This window comes from Acetobacter malorum, from assembly GCF_001580615.1.
GTDB lineage: Bacteria > Pseudomonadota > Alphaproteobacteria > Acetobacterales > Acetobacteraceae > Acetobacter > Acetobacter malorum.
The window spans coordinates 64,102-83,692 of the sequence record NZ_LHZC01000049.1; the positions used below are offsets into that span (position 1 = coordinate 64,102).

Genomic DNA, 19,591 nt, shown 5'->3' on the forward strand with positions numbered 1-19,591 from the left:
TCAGTTCACATCTTCCCAATGCGGCAAGAAGCGGCTGCCGTCACGGGCGGCCAGATCCTCATACAGACGGTAGCGCTCATTTAACGCCGCCTGCGCCTGATGCAGCATATGCGCCGCTGCTTCCGGATGCGTCCGGGTAAGCGTTTTGTAGCGCAGTTCCTGATAGGCATAGTCTTCCAGCGGGATACGGGGCCGGGTTGAATCCAGCCGGAACGGGTTCAGCCCGTTTTTGCGCATGGTCGGGTCAAACCGGAACAGCGGCCAGTAACCGGAGGCAACGGCCCGCGCGGCCTGCTTCATGCCTGTGCGCATATCAATGCCGTGAGCAATACACTGGGAATAAGCCAGGATGATGGACGGCCCGTCATACGCCTCGGCCTCCCGCATGGCGATAACCGCCTGCTCCGGGTTCGCCCCCATGGCAATCTGCGCCACGTAAACGTTCCCGTAGGAGATAGCCTGCATCGCCAGATCTTTCCGCGGAGAGCGTTTACCGGCCGCCGCAAACTTGGCAGAGGCCCCCAGCGGCGTGGCTTTGGAGGACTGACCGCCCGTGTTGGAATACACTTCCGTATCCAGCACCAGCACGTTCACATTCCGGCCCTGTGCCAGCACATGGTCCAGACCGCCGGAATCAATGTCATACGCCCAGCCGTCTCCACCGATAATCCAGACAGACCGGCGAATGAGGAAATCCGCTACGGAAAGCAGCATGATGGCATCGGGCGCATCCACGCCCTCTAGCTTCTGCTTGAGTGCTGCCACCCGTTTCCGCTGCTCTGCAAAATCCGCCTCCGTATGCATGGAAGCACTCAACAGAGCCTTGGCCAGATCCTCACCCACCAGAGCGGACTGTTTCTGCACAAGCTGGCGCGCCAGAGCCGTCTGTTCATCCGCTGCAATACGGAAACCCAAACCAAACTCGGCATTATCTTCAAACAGCGAGTTGGACCATGCCACCCCGCGCCCTTCCGCATTGGCTTTCCATGCATGGGCCGGCGTATTACCCGCAAAAATGGCGGAACAGCCCGTGGCGTTAGCAATCTGGAGCCTGTCACCAAACAGCTGAGAAACCAGCTTCAGATACGGTGCCTCACCACACCCTGCGCAGGCCCCGCTAAACTCAAACAACGGCTCAAGGAACTGCACGCCTCGGACATTGGCTTCGTTAATGCTGGCCCGGTCCATATCCGGAAGTTTTTCAAAAAATGCGATATTCTGGCGTTCCTGTTCAAGAATAGGCAGTTTTTCTTCCATATTGATGGCGCGTTTTTCTGTTTCCGGCACAATAGCCGGGCAGTTTTCCACGCACACACCACAGCCGGTGCAGTCTTCCACATAAAACTGGAGGGTAAAGCGAGAGTCCGGATAACCCCGTGCATTGATCTCAGCTGTTTTGAAAGATGCCGGAGCCCCTTCCAGATCCTCCACATCATACATTTTCGCGCGGATCACACTATGCGGGCAGACAATGCTGCACTGCCCACATTGCAGGCAGGCATCCGGGTCCCACACCGGCACTTCCACCGCAATATTCCGTTTTTCATACTGCGTGGTGCCACCGGGGAAGGTGCCATCAACCGGCATATGACTGACCGGAATCAGGTCCCCTCGCCCGGCCATGATCTCACCCGTCACCTGTTTGACAAACAGCGGAGCAGTCTCGGGCACAACCGGCGGCATCGGCACGGTGCCGGTGGCCTGTGCCGGCACCTTGACTTCATGCAGGGCAGCAAGAGCTGCATCCACAGCGCGGAAGTTCAGCTGGACAACAGCATCCCCCTTCGCCCCGTAAGATTTCTGAATGGCTTTCTTGATTTCTGCAATTGCTTCATCCGCAGGCAACACATTGGACAGATGGAAGAAGCAGGTTTGCAGAATGGTGTTCACCCGCGGGCCGAGACCCAGCTTGAGCGCAACATCAGACGCATCGATAACGAAGAACCGTAGCTTTTTGGAAACAATCTGATCCTGCACTTTTCTGGGGAGATGGTCCCAGACCTCCTCTGCGGAATACGGGCTGTTCAACAGGAAGGAAATGCCGTCATTCGCTGCCCCCAGCACATCGCGCCGGAACAGGAAATCAAACTTGTGACAGGCAATAAAATCGGCATGGCGGATCAGATACGGCGCATTGATCGGGCTTTTGCCAAACCGAACATGCGAGGCCGTCTGGCCACCGGATTTATGGGAGTCATAATCAAAATAGGCCTGCGCAAACCAGCCGGGTTTTTCACTCAGGATCTTAACACTGTTCTTGTTGGCCCCCACCGTGCCATCGGCCCCCAGACCATAGAACAGGCAACGCACCGTGCCTTCCGGTTCAATATCAAAGTTCTCATCATAGGTCAGGCTGGTCTGCCCCACATCATCCAGAATACCGACGGTAAAGCGGTTCTTGGGGGACGGCTTGGCCAGTTCATCAAACACCGCCCGCGCCATGGCCGGGTTGAAATCTTTGGAGGACAGGCCATACCGTCCACCAATCACGCGCGGCATATGCGGGAAGGCTCCTTCCCCCACCCCTTCGGCCAGCACGCCCACCACGTCCGCATGCAGCGGCTCCATGGGGGCACCGGGCTCCTTGGTGCGGTCCAGCACGGCAATGGATTTAACGCTTTTGGGGAGTGCCTCCAGAAAATGCTTTGCCGAGAACGGGCGGAACAGACGCACCTGCAAAACGCCAACCTTCTGCCCCTGCTGGCACAGCCATTTGGCCGTCTCCCGCACCACTTCCGCGCCCGAGCCCATACACACCACAACGCGCTCGGCATCAGGAGCGCCCTCGTAGCGGAACAGCTGATACTGGCGGCCTGTGAGGGAGGCAAAGTGGTCCATGGCGGACTGCACGATATCCGGCACGCGCTCATAAAACGGGTTTACGGATTCACGGCTCTGGAAATACGTATCCGGGTTATGCCATGTGCCACGGATAAACGGATTTTCCGGGCTCAGCCCCCGTTTGCGGTGAGCCAGCACCAGCTTGTCATCAATCATGGCGCGGATGGTTTCATCCGGCACCAGATGCAGGCCGTTATATTCGTGCGATGTGCGGAACCCGTCCGTGAAGTGAATAAACGGAACGCGCGCCGCCAGCGTGGAGGCCTGCGTGATCAACGCCAGATCATGCCCTTCCTGCACGGTGCTGGCCCCCAGAATGGCAAACCCCGTGGTACGCACGGCCATGATATCCTGATGGTCCCCAAAAATGGAGGACGCCCCGGCAGCCAGCGCTCGCGCGGCGACATGAAAGACTGTCGAGGTGAGTTCCCCCGCAATCTTGAACATGTTGGGGATCATCAGCATCAGGCCCTGTGAGGCCGTAAAGGTAGTGGTCAGCGCGCCGGTTTGCAGTGAGCCATGCACGCACCCGGCAGCCCCGCCTTCCGCCTGCATTTCCTGCACCACGGGAACACTGCCCCAGATATTGCGGAGCCCCTGATCCGACCACGCATCAGCCAGTTCCGCCATGGTGGAGGATGGCGTGATGGGGTAAATGGCGCAGACTTCGTTTACGCGGTAGGCAATATGGGCAACAGCGGTGTTGCCATCCATGGTCACACTTTGATCGGTCATGACGCTTCCCCTTCTCACGCGCGCACTTTGAAATCGACCGGCGCAATGGGTTCTCCAAGGCTGCCGGTGGTCGCGTGTTCGTCCTGTGGTTCGGGCTGCATTTCTATGGCGTGGCAGGGGCACTGGGCGGCGCACAGTGCACACCCTGTGCAGAGATCCAGAGAGACCTCATACCCCTTCCCGCGCCCCAGCCGGGTAATGGCCTGCTCCGGGCAGGCGGCAAAACAGTTGTCGCATTCAAAGCAGTTACCGCAGGACAGGCAGCGGCCAGCCTCATAGCGGGCCTCCCGCTCACTCAGCCCTGCTGTCACTTCATCAAACGTGCTGCGGTCGGTAAGCGGGCGTTCCTGCTGCGTGCGGCGCGGCGCATTCCGGTAGTCCGGCAGATGCAGCATGTCGAAGCTCACCACCGTATGGCTGGCCGGGTGCACGTAGGTCTCGCCATTCAGATAGGCATGAATGGCGTGGGCCGCGCGTTTCCCGTGGCCCGTCGCCGTTGTCATGGTCCGGGCGCCGCCAATGCAGTCACCGCCAGCAAAAATCCCGGCCTCACCGGTCATCAGCGTGGTGGCGTCCACAGCGACCGTATCGTTTTTCTGCACGGTGATTTTGGGCGTCGTCGCCAGCAGTGACAGATCACTATGCTGCCCCACGGCCATCACAACAGAGTCCGCAGCCAGCGTGGTGGTCTCGCCTGTTGGCGTGACGCTGCCATCCGCATTCATGGTCACGTTTTCAACGGTAATCCCGTCCGCCCCAAAGTGATCCACCACGTTCAGCCAGCGGATTTTCACACCCTCGGCAAAGGCTTCAGCAGCCTCACCCGGCAGGGCTTCCATGTGGTCCTTATCGTAACGGAAGACGATCACCACATCCTGCGCACCAAGGCGCTGAGCTGTGCGCGCGGCATCCATCGCCACGTTGCCACCGCCCACAACAGCCACCACCCGGCCCAACTGCGGTTTTTTCTGCTCACTGACATCATCCAGCAAACTGACGGCATCCACCAGACGCTTCCCGTCCCCGGTTGGCACATTCAGGTGGTTGGCGAGTTGCGCGCCCACGGCCACAAAAACTGCATCAAACCCGCCATCAGCCTTGGCTTTTGCCAGATCCTCCACCTTCACGCCGCATGTCAGCGTCACGCCGGGCATAGCGGCAATCCGGGCAATTTCCTGCTGCAATTCTGTGCGCGGCAGGCGATACGCCGGAATACCGTGCATCATCATCCCGCCGGGTTCCGCGGCGGCATCCCGCACCTCAACAGCGTGCCCCTGCCGCGCCAGATGATAGGCGCAGGACAAACCAGCAGGACCCGCCCCGACAATCAGAACCTTCTTGCCGGTGGACGGGGCCGCTTCAAACGTCCAGCCATTTTTAAGCGCTTCATCACCCAGAAACCGCTCAACCGCATGGATGGAGACTGACTCGTCCAGTGAGCCACGGTTACACCCACTCTCACACGGGTGGTAACAGGCGCGCCCATGCACGGCAGGCATGGGGTTGTTGGCCACCAGCGCACGCCAGGCCTGCTCATACGCTCCGGCCTGCGCGTGGGAAAGCCAGCCCTGAATATCCTCACCTGCCGGGCAGGCCTGATTACAGGGTGGCAGGAAATGCTCGTAAACCGGCTGTTGCCACCGTCGGCTTCCCACACCGCGCCGCGCAGTGTCCTGCATAATCTGCGTCATATCGTGGAGCTTCATAGGCATTGTCATTCCCCCGTCGCGTGCGGCACGAAATTTAAGACACTGCGCAAAACTGCAGCAGGCAGGCCCGACACGTCATTCAGGATGCCACCATATAAAACCCGAACACTCTGTCAACTTTACAAGTTTATGAAAAATGATGAATTTTTATGGATTCATTGATCTGGATTATTGCGCCAAGGAAAAAGTCAAATTTCCGCATGAAACCGGCACTAATCCAGACTCAAACGGTTCCGTATGGCGCTCAGTCAGGTTCTGAATAATAACTTGACGTTTCCGTCATAAATTAAGCATAGTGCCGCCTCCATAAATCACACCTCTTCATCACCCATCTGCTTTTTGCCATACAAGGTTTGTTGTGAAAGCTCCTGTAAAAATCACGATTATTGTTGCCTCCCTTCTTGTGATCGCAGGGGGAGCCTTTGCATGGCACCGTCACCAGCTGGCCGAAAGCGTGCCCGATGGCATCCTTTACGGAAACGGGCGGCTGGAATTTACCCTCGTGGATGTGGCCGTGAAATATCCCGGCCGGGTCACGAAACTTATGGTGCATGAGGGCGATACCGTCGCGGCCAATCAGGTTCTGGCGCAGGAAGATGCCGCCACAGTGCAAAGCCAGTATGATCAGGCCGCAGCGCAACAGAGCCGAGCCCGCAGTGCGGCAGACCGCGCCACAGCGGAGCTGGCTGCGCATCAGGCGTCTCTTCGCCTCGCGCAGGATGAGCTGCGTCACGCACAAATCATGCGGCGGCAGAACCTTGTTTCTGACATGGAAGTCACGCAGCGGCGCACGCAGTTTGAGTCCGCTCAGGCTGCCGTCCGCGCCGCGACACAAGGCGTGCAGGAAGCCCTCCACGCAAACGAAGGCGCTGCCGCACAGGTCCGGCAGATCCAGACTGTTCTGGATGATATGACAATCCGCGCGCCCGTCGCGGGCCGCATTGAATATCGCATTGTAGAACCCGGCAGCGTGCTGGCACCGGGCGGCCGCGTGTATTCCATGCTGGACCCGGTTGACCCGTATATGACCCTCTTCTTCCCCACTGCCGCCATGAGCACGCTCAAGGTCGGGGATGAAGCCCGCATCAAGTTTGACGGCGTGGCTTCTCCGGTGCTGGCCACCGTCTCCTTTATTGATAGTCAGGCCCAGTTCACCCCCAAATATGTGGAAACGGCGACAGAACGTGAGCAACTCGTCTATCGTGTCAAACTACGCGTCACACCGGAAGAGCAGCAGCATCTTGGCGCTCTTCTGAAAGCGGGCATGACGGGTGAAGGCTATATCAGGCAGAACCCGGATGCAGCATGGCCTCAGGCAGCTCAGCGGAGCGGCGCTGAGTAATGAGCGCCCCTCCGTCTGAAATCCGCGTAGAGGGCGTGCGCCATGCCTATAATGGCCGCGACGTTCTGCATGATGTTTCACTCACCCTCCCCGCCGGGCAGACCATTGCCTTTGTCGGGCCGGATGGCGTGGGCAAATCCACCTTGCTGGGGCTGATTGCCGGCGTACGGCACCTGCAAACCGGCAGCATCCACACGCTGGGCGTGGATGTCAGCAACAAGGCCGAGCGCGAGGCGTTTCTCACCCGCCTCGCCTTCATGCCGCAGGGCTTAGGGAAAAACCTCTATCCAACCCTGTCCGTGCGCGAGAATATCGACTTCTTTGGTCGCCTGTTCGCGCTGGATGCCACCACCCGCGCCAATCGCATCACGCACCTGCTAGACTCAACCGGCCTTGCCCCCTTCCCCAACCGGCCCGCAGGCCAGCTCTCGGGTGGCATGAAGCAGAAGGTCAGCCTGTGCTGCTCTCTGGTCCATAACCCAGATCTGCTTATTCTGGATGAACCGACCACCGGTGTGGACCCGCTCTCCCGCCGCCAGTTCTGGGCGCTGGTGGACCAGATGCGCGCCGAGCGGCCCTCCATGACCGTAATTGTCTCCACCGCCTATATGGATGAAGCCGAGCGCTTTTCCTGGCTGGTCGCCATGAATGACGGGCGCATTCTGGCCTCGGCCCCCACAGCAGACGTCAAAAAGCAGACCGGCACCACGACGGTGGAGGCCGCCTATACCTCCATGCTGCCGGAAGCGGACCAGAAGGAAATTTCCGACTTCACCATCCCGCCTTATCAGGATGATGGCAGGCCGCCTGTTATCGATGCGGAAAATCTGATCCGCCAGTTCGGCTCCTTCAAAGCGGTTGATAACGTCAGCTTCCGCATCAAACGCGGCGAGATTTTCGGCTTCCTTGGCTCCAATGGCTGCGGGAAGTCCACCACCATGAAGATGCTGACCGGCCTGCTGGACATTACCAGTGGTACGGCCACCCTGTTTGGCCGCAAGGTCACACCGGGCGACATGTCCACGCGCATGCGCATTGGCTACATGTCTCAGGGCTTCTCGCTGTATGAAGAACTGACTGTCCGACAGAACCTGATGCTTCAGGCTGAGCTGTTCCGCCTGCCCGTGGCGGAGGCCAAAAAGCGCGTCGCAGAAATGCTTTCAAGCTTCAAGCTGGAGGAACAGGCCGACAGCCGCCCCACCGGCCTACCGCTCGGCATCCGTCAACGCCTTCAGCTTGCCGCTGCCTGCATCAACACGCCGGACATTCTCATTCTGGATGAGCCCACCTCCGGCGTGGACCCGGCTGCGCGGGACATGTTCTGGAAACATCTCGTCGCCCTCTCGCGTGACCAGCATGTGACCATTTTTGTGTCCACCCACTTCATGAATGAAGCCGCGCGGTGTGACCGCATTTCCCTGATGGACAAGGGTAAGGTTCTGGCCATGGGCACACCGGATGAGATCATTCAGGAAGCCCACGCTGCCACGCTGGAAGATGCGTTCATCGCGTTTCTCGAGCATGCCGGTAATAGCGTCAACGCCGCCAGCACGCCACAGCAACAGGCTCCGGCCAGCACTGCTCCGGCCAGCAAAATTCCACCCTACATCCGCTGGTTTTCACGCTGCTGGGCTTTTGCCCGGCGAGAGGCCGTGGAACTGACGCGCGACCGCCTGCGCCTGATGTTCGCCATCCTTGGCCCGACCATCCTGCTGCTCATTTCGGCCTATAGCGTCTCGTTTGACATCAACACCATTCGCTACACCGTAGCGGATTACGACCACACCCACGCCAGCCGGGAACTTGTCGAACAGTTCCGCGGGTCGCACTATTTCCATGAGACCGCCTATTCTCCAGACCGGGAGACTGTGGAAACCCGTATTCGGCAGGGTCAGGTCGCCCTCGGGCTGGATATCCCCGATGGCTTCGGGCGGGATCTGGCCGCAGGCCGTAACCCGACAGTCGGCGTAGTGATTGATGGCGCAATGCCGTTCCTCAGCGCCAACGTCCGCGCCTATGTGGATGCCGTGCTGCTGACCTACGCCGCCAGCATGCAGAAAACTCTGCCACCCTCCGCTATGGCGCATCTGACACCCGTGAATATTGTGCCGCGCTTTGTCTATAATCAGGAATTCCGCAGCATTTACGCCATGACACCGGGCACCATCATGCTCGCCCTGATCCTCATCCCCACCATGCTGACAGCGCTTGGCGTGGTGCGGGAGAAGGAGATTGGCTCCATCATGAACCTGTATGCCTCCCCGGCCAGTTCCGGGCAGTATCTGGTGGGCAAGCAACTGCCTTATGTGGCGCTGGCCATCATTGCCTATCTGGTGCTGGTCGTGTTGTCGGTCACTGTGCTGGGCGTGCCGCTCAAAGGGTCCTTCATTGGTCTGACCATCGGGGCGCTGCTCTATATTCTGGCCTGCACCGGACTGGGGCTGCTGATTTCAACCTTCGTCAGCTCTCAGGTGGCCGCCATTTTTGGCACGGCCATTATCTGCCTGATCATGTCCGCCAACTTCTCTGGCCTGCTCTATCCTATTTCTACTCTTACAGGTGTGACCTACTACCTTGCCGAGACGTTCCCGGCCTCATGGTTCCAGCTCATCTGTCTGGGCAGCTTTACAAAGGGGCTGGGGGTCACGTCCTTCCTCTCCATGTATGCCGCTCTGGGAACATTTGCGGCAGTTTACATGCTGGGCGCACGCCTTTTCCTTAAGAAGCAGGATTCATAATGCTGCGCTGGGTCATGAATGTCGGCCTGCTGTGCCGCAAGGAATTCTACAGCCTGATGCGGGACTTCGTCCTGATAGGGCTGATTGTCTTTTCCTTCTCCTTCGCCATTGTGCTGGTGGCGCATGGCGTGAAGATTGACGTCTCCAACGCTACCGTGGCGTTTATTGATGAGGATCATTCCGCCCTCTCCCGCCAGCTCCGCTCCGTGGTGCTGCCACCTTATTTCAAGCCGCCAACCCTCACGGACCGCGCCAACAGCAAGGCCGGCATGGATAACGGCACCTATAACTTTGTAATTGATATTCCACCCCGCTTTGAGGCGGACACACTGGCAGGCCGCACCCCGGATATACAGGAACTGATTGACGCCACCGCCATGACACAGGCTGGGCTAGGCGCTGTCTATTTGCAGAAGATTTTTATGGGGGAAGTGCAGGCTCAGCTACATTCACCCAACCTGAGCAAGCTGATGCCCTTCCACGGGGAAAGCCGTATCCGCTTCAACCCCAATAGTGAATCCGCATGGTTCACCTCCGTCATGCAGGTCGTCACCAACGCAACGGTTCTTTCTATTGTTCTGGTCGGCGCTGCTGTTATCCGTGAACGGGAACACGGCACCATTGAGCATCTGCTGGTGCTGCCCGTCTCCGCCAGTCAGATTGCTGTGGGCAAAATTCTGGCCAATGGCGCGGTCATCCTTGTTGCCAGCCTGCTCTCCCTCTGGCTGACGGTGCATTTGTGGCTTGGGGTGCCCATTGCGGGTAGCCCGCTTCTGTTTGCCGCCTGCCTCATTCTGTATCTTTTTTCCGTCACGTCTCTGGGCATGATGCTGGCCACCATTGCGCCCAACATGCCGCAGTTCGGGCTGCTGGTGGTGCCGGTGTATGCCGTGGCCTATCTGCTTTCCGGCGCGGCCACCCCGGTTGAAAGCATGCCGGACCTTGTGCAGTCCCTCGTGCGGTTTTTCCCCACGACCCAGTTCGTGAAAATCTCACAATCCATCCTGTATCGCGGTGCTGGCCTTGAGAGTATCTGGCCCTCGCTGCTGGCCATTGTGTTCTCTTCCACTCTTTTTCTTGCCATGGCGCTGCTCCGCTTCCGCTCCATGCTTGCCCGTCAGGACTGAATGCCGATGTCTTTTTCAGCACCTTCCGCCCGCCTGCTGCTCACCACGCTCCTGTGCTCGGGTGTGGTCGCCTGCTCCCCTTTCAAGACCGAGATGCCTGCCTCGCAGGTCGCTGTGCCCACCCAATTCACTGCCGCTCCTGTCTCCACGCAGGCCACAGACCTCACCGCGTGGTGGACCGCCTGGCAGGACCCGCTGCTGAACCAGCTTGTGCAGCAGGCTCTGGCGGCTAACCCGGATATCCGGGTAGCGCAGGCCCGCGTGCAGGAATCCCGCGCCTATACGCAGATGGCTAAATCCGCCCTGTATCCGACCATTGGGGCCACAGCAGGCATGATGGGCGGAGGGATGGACTGGCGGCACCCTGTTCCACCGCTGATGAAAATGGCAGCGCCAAATATTCAGGACCCCGCAACAGATGGGCACCTTGCGGGCATCGCCATGGCGTGGGAGCCGGATATCTGGGGCGGCAATCTGGCCAGAAAACGCGGCGCAAAGCAGATGGCGCTGGCATCAGAAGAGATGCTGCACGGCACCCATATGGCGATTGCCGCGGATGTTGCGGCCAATTACGTAACGGCACGCGGCCTGCAACAGCGCATTGTGCTGCTGGACCAGTCCGTCAGCACACTTCAGTCCCTTCTGCGCTACGCCACGGCCCGCTTTGATGCCGGGCAGACTACGCAGGCGGATCTGGAAACCATCCGCGGCCAGATTGCGCAGGCGCAGGCGCAACGCCCCATGCTGGTCTCCTCTCTGGATGCCTGCCGCCACCGGCTCGCCGTTCTCTCCGGCCAGCCGCCCGAACAGGCCCCGGACCTCTCTACTCCGGCCCAGTATCGCGTTCCGGCCCCACCAGCGACCACACTGCCCTCCACCGTTCTGGAACGCCGGCCAGATGTCCGGCTGGAAAAGCATGTTCTGGAAGCCAATCTGCAACGGCTGATCAGCACCAAGACTGACCTCCTGCCCCGCTTCGGGCTGGAGTTTTTCGGCGGGGATGGCCGCTTGCGGTTTGACGGCATTCCCGGCGTCTCCGGCTCCGGTGGCCTGATGGCGGTTAACGCTTACCTGCCCATTTTCACCGCCGGGCGGATACAGGCCAAAATCCGGGCGTCCAACGCCCAGTTGCATCAGGCTCTTGCCACCTATGACCAGACTGTCCTGACGGCTCTGGCGGAGGTGGAAGATGCGTATGAAAGCCGGAGCAGTGCAGACCAGAATATCACCAGCCTGACAGCAGAGGTCAGCGCACTCACACAGGCGGCCTCGCAGGCCCGTGGATTGTATGAAGGTGGCCAGTTTACCATGCAGGACGTGCTGACAACGCGTATCAAGAAGATTGCCGCGCAGGATGATCTGGTAAGCGCGCAAACGCGGCAGGCTTTGAGCACCATTCAGCTTGCGCGCGCTCTGGGTGGCGGCTGGAACAGCCAGTCTCCGTCATAACCGGCGCGCTTGCTTTCCGTAGGACATTGGAACACAAAGATTATTCAAGGATTGAATAATACCCACCCCGTTACCCAGCCTGAAAAGGCCTGAAGGAGCCTAAAAAGAGTTGAGCACTAACCAGCAGCCCTCTACCCAGGACGTTCCCGTAGAAGCCCCGGTCAAACGGAAGGCCTACCGGACCTCCAAGAAGAGAGAAATGACCAGAACCTTCAAGGAGGAGGCTTTTGAGCGTGCGGCGTGGAGTGTGTTTTCAACCATCGGGCTGGATGCGGCAACGGTGCGGGACATTGTCTCCCTGAGCAATGTCTCCCCCGGCAGCTTCTATAATTATTACAAAACTAAAGAAAAAATCTTTGATATTCTGCTGATCAAAGTTGCTGACCGCGTTAAGAACATTGTCCAGCAATCGCGTTGCCCCACGGATACTCTGGAAATGATGCTTACCAGAAGCCATGAGGCCGTTCTGCGCGAACTGATCAGCATTAACGGCGCACCCCGCTTTTTTGAACTTAACCAGCACCACATTCGCGCCCGCCTGTTCACCATGAAGGAAACGCGGGACATGCTGGAAGACCTCAAACAGAACATCCTGCGCCTGATGCCGGTTAAATCCATCTCACCCGACCGGCTGAGCTTTATTGCCGCCACGCTTCTGACAATGGGGCTTGAATCCCTCCTTTACATGGCGCGCAACCCGCTGCTGGATATTGATGAAACAGCCCGCCTCTCCGGCTGCATGGCCGCAGGGAATGTCCGGGGTGCTACAGCCTTCCTCTCCGGAATGCAGTCCGGAGACTGAAAAAAAACCACCTGCCTGGGGTCGCCAGACAGGCCCGGGAAAGACAGAGAACATCTCTTTCATCCTCCCAATCTTGGCATTTCTGTCCCGGATGAGAGAAAAATCGACATGATCTGCCCTTTGGGTCAGATAAAAAAAACGAATGGATCGATTTCTTTTTATTCTACTGTCCCTGACAAAGCATCCGCCAAGGCTCGTCTAAGCAAACCTGATAAAAGCGGTTTTTAAAGAACAAAATTACAAATACCATGTAAATAAAGCGCCATGAATTTATAAATCATGAAAACGTCAAAAATTCGGACATCGTTACCCGGTTAAAATAATGTCATTGTTATCACGAATTTATGATATCATTCCAATCATCCCGTTATTTCCATACCCAACAAGATTAACTGTTATCAAAAATTCCATATTATTTATAGATTGACCATTTCTGTATCAATCCATATATAGATAGGCCCCAGCCGGTTACTATGCCGCAAACGTGAGCAAAGCCTCCCTTTGCGGCCCTTTCATGAGTTTTGCAGAAGCCCACCCCCTTTCTGCCAGAAAGTGACCGGTCTATATTTTTCTCAGGCCTAAGGGTTGGCGATGATGCAGCGTGTCTCACTCTGCTTGTCCTGATCGGATACCGCAGCGGCGGGATCGCTCTCCTTTTCCTGTTTTTGAGTTTTTATGAGGTACTAATGGCTTACGCGACAACGAACCCTTATACAGAGGAAGTGCTTGCCACTTTTCCTGAAGCCACGGATCAGGAAGTTCAGACTGCCCTTTCTGAAGCCCACGCCGCCTTTGAAAAATGGCGTGACACGTCTTTTGCTGAACGTGCGCGTATTATGAACGCCGCCGCCGCTATTCTGCGGCGTGACATTGACAAGTATGCTCGCCTGGGCACGCTTGAAATGGGCAAGACTTTTGCTGAATCCAAAGCCGAAGTCATTCTTTCAGCCGAAATTTTTGAATATTACGCAAAATATTCCGAAGAGCTTCTGAAGCCGGAATCCCTGCCTGTAGCCGACCCGGCAACAGGCAAGGCCACGCTGGTGCATGAGCCGCTTGGTATCGTGTTTGCTGTTGAGCCGTGGAACTTCCCGTTCTATCAGGTCGTCCGCATCATCGCACCGCAGCTTTCTGCTGGTAACGCTGTGCTGCTCAAGCATGCGTCCAACCTGCCGCAGTGCGCTGCCTCCTGTGAAGATCTGATGATCGAAGCCGGGCTGCCCAAAGGCCTGTTCCGCAACCTGTACACCGCCCGCTCTCACACGGCTATGATCCTGGAAGACCCCCGCGTTTGCGGTGTAGCGCTGACGGGGTCTGAAGGTGCTGGCTCCATCATTGCTGGCGTTGCTGGTAAAGCCCTGAAAAAATCCATGATGGAACTGGGTGGCGCGGATGCGTTCATCGTTCTGGATGACGCTGACGTTGAAAAAGCCGTCAAATGGGCCGTCATGGGTCGCCACTGGAACGCTGGCCAGGTCTGTGTGTCCGCCAAGCGTCTGATTGTGGCCGATGCGATTTATGACCGCTTCCTGGACCTGTACAAAAAAGGCGTTGCCGAACTGAAGGCTGGCGACCCGATGGACCCGTCCACCACGCTGGCTCCGCTCTGCTCCCGCGCTGCGGTTGAAGATCTGCACCGTCAGGTTGAAGAAGCCATCAAGCATGGTGCCAAAGTTGAAGCGATCGGTCAGGAAGTTCCGGAAAAAGGCACCTTCTTCCGCCCGCTGCTGATGACCGGTCTGGACGGTGAGAACGAAGCCCGTCACTGGGAATTCTTCGGCCCCGTGACGCAGCTTTACCGCGCCAAGGACGAAGCAGACGCCATCCGCATTGCCAATGACTCTCCCTACGGCCTCGGCGGCGCTGTCTTCACCAAAGACGAAGCCCGTGGTGCCCGTGTTGCCGCCAAGATCCACACCGGCATGGTCAACATCAACCACCCGCTGATCCCCAAGGCAGACCTGCCCTTCGGCGGTGTGAAGCGCTCCGGTTTCGGCCGCGAGCTGGTTGGCCTTGGCATCAAGGAATTCGTCAACCACAAGCTGATCAACATCGTCGATATCGACGCTCCGGCCTGATCACGCTTACCGGCAGGCTCCTTGGCGGGAGCCTGCCTTTTCACACAGTCTTTCTCCGCAAAATTAATCCTTCTTTTTATTCATGAGACCTCGGGTTTCATGAGGCACCCCTTTGTGTGCAACACCTTTCCCGGAAAACAACCTTCTGCGGTTTTCTCAAAAGAGGCGCGCAAAACTAACGCTCCCAAGGCTCCGACAAACTCAGCGTTCCATTGCGTCAGTCCGGCCTGCGCATCCTTCCCGCCGTCTCTCAGCCACTTCGGGCCGAATGTGGTCCAGTTCACCCTGAGTTCTGCGGATGATGACCGATTTGTGAGCCATCCAGAATGTGATCGGCACTCAATCCGATTTTAATATCTTTCAGCATCACGCAGCCATAGGATCAGGCATAACAATAATAAGTAACGGGAATAAATCCGGTGAATAACGAAAAATTCTACGCCAATCCGGGTCCACTGGGCCTGATGGGATTTGGCATGACGACGGTTCTCCTCAACCTTCATAATGCCGGGCTGGTTTCCATGGGATCAGCCATTCTGGCCATGGGCCTCGTTTTCGGCGGTGCCGCACAGATTTTTGCCGGGATCCTGGAGTTTTTCAACGGAAACACATTCGGACTGACGGCCTTTACATCCTACGGTGCGTTCTGGATTTCCTTTGTTCTGCTCATTGTTCTTCCCCATTTTGGGGTTATCGCTGCGTCCTCTCCCGCCCTCATTGGCAGCTATCTGCTTATATGGGGTATTTTTACCGCCATCCTTTTTATGGCCACCCTCAAAGCCTCCAAAGAACTACAGGTTATTTTTGCAACACTTGTTATTCTCTTCCTGCTACTCGCAGCTGGAGAATTCACGGGGCAGCCTATTTTCACCACCATTGCGGGCTTTGAAGGGCTTGTTTGCGGCTTTTCCGCCATCTATCTGGCAGGAAAAGAGCTGTTGCAGGTGCAAAAGTAACACAGCGCCAGACGGCAAAAAGGCGCGTCCCTTTCGTCCCTCACATGCCTTGACGTAACGACATCACCAGCCTCCGTAAGACTGACGCCAGACTGCCCGGTAATCTGAATTTTAATGAAGCTACCCGGCCCAGTCTGGCGTCTTACGATGACCTAATTACCCTTGCTTAAAAGCCCCAAGAGAAACTGCTGGCTGAAACAGGGTTTAATGAACCGCCCGCCTGCCCTGTCTCGGGCTCGATAGTCCTGCAGGCTTACCATGCGGCCACCCTCTGAGACCTCCGGCATAAGACAGTATAAAAGCCTTCAAGCGTTATTTTATTGCCCCGAAGTAATGTTAAAGTTTTTTGAAATTCATCCTCCCAACCTTTATCTCTCTCATTTCTTAAGACCTTATTTTCATTGCAAAAATTCTAAATTTTATAGAAATCGCTTCTTTTTCTGTTGTTCATCATGGAAGCGCCTTTATGCTATAGGCCTTGTTTTGAAGCCTATTTTGCAGGGATGTCCATGTTCAAAAATTTTTGCAGCTTTTTGTGCCTGAGCACATCGCTGCTAACACTCGCTTCTTCCGCATGGGCAGCCGAGCCTGACACCACGACCAAAACGCCCATCAAGCATCTGGTCGTGATCTATCAGGAAAACGTCGCGTTCGACCATTACTTTGGCACCTATCCGGTCGCAGCCAATCCGGCGGGGGAACCTGCTTTCAAAGCTTCTCCGCACACGCCGCACGCCAACACCCTGCTCAGTGCGCATTTGCTGGAAACAAACCCGAATACAAACCCGGAGAACGGAAAAAATGCGTCTCTCCCGTTCCGGCTAGACCGCACACAGGCCAGCACAGCAGACCAGAACCATCTCTATACGGCCGAACAGATGGCCTATCATGATGGCCACGCCGACCTCTTCCCCCGCTACACAGGGCGCGGCACCTCCGGAGGCGCTGGTGCATTTGCCACCCGTGGGCAGGTCATGGGCTATTTTGACGGTAATACCGTCACCGCCTTGTGGAATTACGCCCAGCGTTTTGCCATGAGCGACGCGGCTTATACGGATACCTACGGCCCCTCCACCCCGGGTGCGCTGGAGGCTGTCTCTGGCCAGACGAATGGCATGAAAATTATTGCCACCACCCAGAAACCCTCAACCAAGGAGGCCGTCTCTCCCTTCCTTGCTGATGGTCAGGGCGGCTGGACCATGATCAACGATATTGATCCGGCAGGAGACGTCTGCTCCCTCAAAAATAATCAGGTCATGATGAGCGGCAAGAATATCGGTGACCTGCTGACGGCTGGCAATGTGTCCTGGGGCGGCTTTATGGGCGGCTTCAAACTGGAAACCAAAAATAGTGATGGCACGACAGGCTGCAAACGCGCCACCTTCTCCCCCGTCGTTCATGAAAACATCACTGATTACATTCCGCACCATAACTGGTTCCAGTATTACGCCAGTACGGCAAACCCAACCCACGCACGCCCCAGCTCACTCGCCGCCATTGGCCATACGCTGAGTGAAGATGGCAAAACGCGTGATCCTGCCAACCATGAATATGATCTGGAAGACTTCAAAGCTGTGGTCGCAGCGCATCGTCTTCCGGCGGTCTCGTTCATCAAACTGCCTGCCTATCAGGATGGACACGCTGGCTATTCCGACCCGCTGGATGAACAGCAGGGCATCGTCCCGCTGGTCAACATGCTGCAACAGCAGCCGGAATGGCGCGATACCGCCATCCTTATTGCCTATGATGATTCAGACGGCTGGTATGACCACGCCTTCATCAAACCTCAGCACGGGTCTTTTGATGCCGATGCTGACCAGTTGAATGGTCCCGGTCGCTGCGGAACCGGTACGGCGTTTGCCGGGGTTGAAGGCAAACCCGTCAATGGACGTTGCGGGCCGGGCACGCGTATCCCGTTTATCCTTATCTCGCCGTGGGCACGGAGCAATGCTGTCAGCCATGTTCAGATCACCCAAAGCTCCATTCCCCGTTTTATCGAGGATAACTGGCTGAACGGTCAGCGCCTTGGCGGCGGCTCGTTTGATGCCGTGGCCCACGATATCAACGATCTGTTCGACTTCACCGCACCGCCGCGCCTCACGCCTCTCCTGCTTGACCCTGAAACGGGAACGCCTGTTTCTCAGCCCGCGTCAAAGTAAAGTTCTGGGGCCTCTCAGGCTGGATACCCAAAAGTATCCAGCCTGATTTTTTCATACGCTTTCAGGCTTATGCGGCGCAATTTTACGCGCCAGATCAGCCAGAGCGGCAATCTGGCGTGTCAGATAAGCCCGGGTTGGCTGGTCTGTCAGTTCCAGCCGCTCCGTATCAAATTTACTCATCGCCTGCCCGATCATTACTTCAGGCTTGTTCAGAACAAAAGCATCCAGAAAAACCAGACTTTGCCGCAGGTGATATTGCGCCCGCGCCCCGCCAATCCCGCCCGGGGAGACCGTCTGCACAGCCACCGGCTTGCCCGCCAAAGGCTGCGGCGTCACGCGGGAAAGCCAGTCCAGCGCGTTTTTCAAACCACCGGGGACGGAATAGTTATATTCAGGCGTCACAATAATCAGCCCATCCGCCGCTCGGATCTGTTCGGCCATGGCCAGCACAGGCGCAGGAAAACCCTGCTCCTGCACATCCTGATCATAATGCGGAAAGTCCCCTACGGACCCCAGAGACGTAATGGTAATGCCTTCCGGAGCCAGTTCGGGCAATGTCCGGGCCAGAATACCGTTGAGTGACCCTTTACGCAGGCTCCCCAAAAGCGTGACAAAATGAAGTGGTGCTGGCTGCGTCATCAACTTTTTCCTTTTTGATCTTTTCTGACTTATCAGGCGTGAATGCCGCCAAACCGTCCGCCATTGAAATCCTCAATCGCCTGCCGGATCTCCTCCTGCGTATTCATGACAAAGGGCCCGTATCCTGCAATCGGCTCATTCAGCGGTTCTCCCGTCAACACCAGAAAACTGGACGCTCTGGAGGCCTGCAACGTCACCGCAGCCCCTTCATGCCCCAACAAAGCGAACTGCGCGGCACCGAGTTCCTGCGTCCCGTTCAGAATCAGATGCCCCTCCAGAGAAACAATGGCCGCGTTGTGCCCTTTGGGCAGATCCAGCGTGACCTGCGCCCCTTCATGCAGCACACCATCCCACACGTTTAGTGGAGAAAAGATGCGGGCTGGCCCATGGGTTCCCTCATAATCCCCGGCAATAATCCGCAGATGCCCGGCATCGTGAGCCAACGGTATCGTCGGGATATTCCCCGCAAGGATGGTCTGGTACGCCGCAGGCACACCTTTGTCTTTTGCAGGCAGGTTCACCCACAGCTGCACCATGCGAAAGCTGCCGCCGGTTTTGGCATAGGCCGGGGAATGGAATTCCTCATGCTGGACGCCATTGCCTGCCGTCATCCACTGAACATCACCCGGCCCGATAATGCCACCGCCGCCAGAGGAATCCCGGTGTTCAACCTCTCCATCGTAAACAATGGTCACGGTCTCGAACCCCTTGTGCGGATGCTCCCCTACGCCCCGCCGGGCGTCGGTGGGTTTGAATTCATGCGGCCCGGCATAATCGAGCAGCAGAAACGGGCTGAGATGCGTGCCAAACTGACTGTAAGAAAACAGTGAGCGAACGGGAAAACCATCCCCCACCCAGTGGCCCCGATCATTCCCATACGTGCCAAGAATTTTCTTTTGCATTGTTATCATCCTGTCTGATTGCCGGAGGCCTGTGCCTCTGTGCTTGATAAGGAATATGCGTTTCTCTTATTGTCGCAGGAAGAGCGCTCAATCGAACAATGCGTTCCACAGGCA

General features: G+C 57.2%; 12 protein-coding genes. 8 read left to right on the plus strand and 4 right to left on the minus strand.

Annotation, left to right across the window (positions count from 1 at the left end; genetic code table 11):
• Together nifJ and AD930_RS08320 are read right to left on the minus strand one after the other, a co-directional pair.
• Nucleotides 1-3,576: a pyruvate:ferredoxin (flavodoxin) oxidoreductase gene (gene nifJ / locus AD930_RS08315; protein ID WP_061505861.1), complete on the minus strand. Its 3,576-nt coding sequence runs from the start codon at nt 3,574-3,576 to the stop codon at nt 1-3.
• A 14-nt stretch (nt 3,577-3,590) separates the two neighbouring features.
• Entirely contained in the window at nt 3,591-5,288 is a 1,698-nt protein-coding gene (locus tag AD930_RS08320) for an NAD(P)-binding protein (protein ID WP_061505862.1), read from the minus strand.
• Between the two features lie 355 nt (nt 5,289-5,643).
• Here AD930_RS08320 and AD930_RS08325 point away from each other — a divergent pair, with 355 nt between their 5' ends.
• The 8 genes from AD930_RS08325 (at nt 5,644) to AD930_RS08365 (ending at nt 17,936) form a co-directional block, all read left to right on the plus strand.
• A complete protein-coding gene (locus tag AD930_RS08325; RefSeq protein WP_061505863.1) occupies nt 5,644-6,627 on the plus strand; it encodes an HlyD family secretion protein in 984 nt (327 codons plus the stop codon).
• Nucleotides 6,627-9,365, plus strand: coding sequence for a ribosome-associated ATPase/putative transporter RbbA (gene rbbA / locus AD930_RS08330; RefSeq protein WP_061505864.1), 2,739 nt, complete (start codon nt 6,627-6,629; stop codon nt 9,363-9,365). The genes AD930_RS08325 and rbbA overlap by 1 nt, the downstream gene beginning before the upstream one ends.
• A complete protein-coding gene (locus AD930_RS08335; protein WP_061505865.1) occupies nt 9,365-10,492 on the plus strand; it encodes an ABC transporter permease in 1,128 nt (375 codons plus the stop codon). Before rbbA ends, AD930_RS08335 begins: the two co-directional genes overlap by 1 nt.
• Nucleotides 10,493-11,941 carry a TolC family protein gene (locus AD930_RS08340; RefSeq protein WP_061505866.1) on the plus strand — a complete coding sequence of 483 codons (1,449 nt, stop codon included), beginning with the start codon at nt 10,493-10,495 and terminating at the stop codon, nt 11,939-11,941. It begins immediately after the preceding gene.
• A gap of 109 nt (nt 11,942-12,050) precedes the next feature.
• On the plus strand, nt 12,051-12,743 hold the full coding sequence (locus AD930_RS08345; RefSeq protein ID WP_061505867.1) for a TetR/AcrR family transcriptional regulator: 693 nt from the start codon (nt 12,051-12,053) through the stop codon (nt 12,741-12,743).
• 686 nt (nt 12,744-13,429) lie between these two features.
• Complete coding sequence (locus AD930_RS08350) at nt 13,430-14,821, plus strand: NAD-dependent succinate-semialdehyde dehydrogenase (protein WP_061505908.1); 1,392 nt, start codon at nt 13,430-13,432, stop codon at nt 14,819-14,821.
• A gap of 419 nt (nt 14,822-15,240) precedes the next feature.
• Nucleotides 15,241-15,777: an acetate uptake transporter gene (locus AD930_RS08360; RefSeq protein ID WP_061500223.1), complete on the plus strand. Its 537-nt coding sequence runs from the start codon at nt 15,241-15,243 to the stop codon at nt 15,775-15,777.
• Nucleotides 15,778-16,286: 509 nt separating this feature from the next.
• Nucleotides 16,287-17,936, plus strand: a complete 1,650-nt coding sequence (locus AD930_RS08365; RefSeq protein ID WP_156476941.1) for a phospholipase C — start codon at nt 16,287-16,289, stop codon at nt 17,934-17,936.
• Nucleotides 17,937-17,987: 51 nt separating this feature from the next.
• Here AD930_RS08365 and AD930_RS08370 read toward each other — a convergent pair whose 3' ends face one another.
• Nucleotides 17,988-18,575 (minus strand): NADPH-dependent FMN reductase, encoded by a 588-nt coding sequence (locus AD930_RS08370; RefSeq protein WP_061505870.1) that lies wholly within the window; start codon nt 18,573-18,575, stop codon nt 17,988-17,990.
• Between the two features lie 32 nt (nt 18,576-18,607).
• Nucleotides 18,608-19,477, minus strand: coding sequence for a pirin family protein (locus AD930_RS08375; RefSeq protein ID WP_061505871.1), 870 nt, complete (start codon nt 19,475-19,477; stop codon nt 18,608-18,610).
• Nucleotides 19,478-19,591: the final 114 nt, after the last annotated feature.

Excerpts from the sequence above, each read along its gene's own strand:
- AD930_RS08335 (WP_061505865.1), top strand. The coding sequence starts at position 9,365 with ATGCTGCGCTGGGTCATGAATGTCGGCCTGCTGTGCCGCAAGGAATTC.
- AD930_RS08320 (WP_061505862.1), bottom strand. The coding sequence starts at position 5,288 with ATGCCTATGAAGCTCCACGATATGACGCAGATTATGCAGGACACTGCG.
- nifJ (WP_061505861.1), bottom strand. The coding sequence starts at position 3,576 with ATGACCGATCAAAGTGTGACCATGGATGGCAACACCGCTGTTGCCCAT.
- AD930_RS08375 (WP_061505871.1), bottom strand. The coding sequence starts at position 19,477 with ATGCAAAAGAAAATTCTTGGCACGTATGGGAATGATCGGGGCCACTGG.
- AD930_RS08340 (WP_061505866.1), top strand. The coding sequence starts at position 10,493 with ATGCCGATGTCTTTTTCAGCACCTTCCGCCCGCCTGCTGCTCACCACG.
- AD930_RS08365 (WP_156476941.1), top strand. The coding sequence starts at position 16,287 with ATGTTCAAAAATTTTTGCAGCTTTTTGTGCCTGAGCACATCGCTGCTA.
- AD930_RS08370 (WP_061505870.1), bottom strand. The coding sequence starts at position 18,575 with ATGACGCAGCCAGCACCACTTCATTTTGTCACGCTTTTGGGGAGCCTG.
- AD930_RS08350 (WP_061505908.1), top strand. The coding sequence starts at position 13,430 with ATGGCTTACGCGACAACGAACCCTTATACAGAGGAAGTGCTTGCCACT.
- rbbA (WP_061505864.1), top strand. The coding sequence starts at position 6,627 with ATGAGCGCCCCTCCGTCTGAAATCCGCGTAGAGGGCGTGCGCCATGCC.